A 1356-nucleotide genomic window follows, 5' to 3' on the forward strand; every position below is an offset into this window, starting at 1 on the left:
AAGATGGTTACGTGGAGGGAAACGGTTATATCGTTTCCTGGTGCGTAGGACATCTGGTTGGATTATGCGATGCATCGGAATACGATGAAAAATATAAAAAATGGAAATATGAAGATCTGCCGATTGTGCCTGAATATTGGAAACACAAGATTTTGGAGGGCACAAAGAAACAGTTTGGAATCTTGAAAAAACTGATGAGAGATTCCAAAGTAGATGAAGTGATTTGTGCTACTGATGCAGGACGTGAAGGAGAGTTAATCTTTCGTTTGGTATATGAGCAGGCAGAATGCAAAAAGCCGATGAAACGGTTATGGATTTCTTCCATGGAGGAACAGGCAATTAAAGAAGGATTTGCGTCATTAAAAGACGGTTCGTGTTATGACAGTCTCTATCAGTCAGCACTTTGCAGGGCAAAGGCAGACTGGCTGGTGGGAATCAATGCGAGCCGTCTTTTTTCCGTTCTGTATAACCAGAATCTGAAAGTTGGAAGAGTGCAGACACCAACACTTGCCATGATCGTGGATCGAAATCAGAAGATCAAGGAATTTACCAAAGAAAAATATTATATGGCTCATATCAAGTTTGACGAGATGGATGCGGTCACAGAGCATTTTCAGAAAAAAGAAGATGCAGATAAAGTGGCTGCGGACTGTATGGAGCGTATGTGTGAAGTGGAGAAGGATGATGTGAAAGAGAAAACGGTCCGCTCTCCGAAACTTTATGATCTGACCACTCTGCAGAGGGAAGCAAACAGAATGTTTGGCTATACCGCACAGCAGACATTGGATGCCGTGCAGGAGATGTATGAGCAGAAGCTGGTCACTTATCCGAGAACAGACAGCCAGTATCTGACAGATGAGATGGGAGAAAGCACTGAAACACTGATTCAGATGTTACTTGGGAAAATGCCTTATGCTGAAGGTCTGGAATATCACCCAGACGTGAGTAAGGTATTAAATTCAAAGAAAGTATCCGATCACCATGCGATTATCCCAACCATGGAAGTAGCCAAAGCAGATATTGGTGAACTGAAAGAACGAAACCGCAAGATTTTGTATCTGATCAGTGCCAGGGTTCTGACAGCAACTGCAGATCCTTATATTTATGAAAGCCATAAATGCCAGATCACCTGCAATTATCATACGTTTTATCTCACAGCAAAGAAAACAAAGCAGGAAGGATTCAAGGCAATCGAAAATAAATTAAAACAGTTCTTTGGAGTAAAGATTGAGAAAGAAGAGCCGGAGCTGGATATCTGGGCAGGCAAGCATTACGGTCCCTGTGATTCTTTTGTATCGGAGCATTTTACACAGCCACCGAAACAGTACACAGAAGATACCCTGCTTTCTGCGATGG

The 1356-nt window shown here is 42.5% G+C and carries 1 protein-coding gene; it reads left to right on the forward strand.

The genetic code is table 11. From position 1 onward, the window contains the following. Nucleotides 1–1356, forward strand: a 1356-nt coding sequence (locus tag G5B12_RS18580) for a DNA topoisomerase (protein ID WP_174088943.1), incomplete at both ends; no start/stop codon positions are given.

The organism is Blautia sp. MSK.20.85 (assembly GCF_013317245.1).
GTDB lineage: Bacteria > Bacillota > Clostridia > Lachnospirales > Lachnospiraceae > Blautia_A.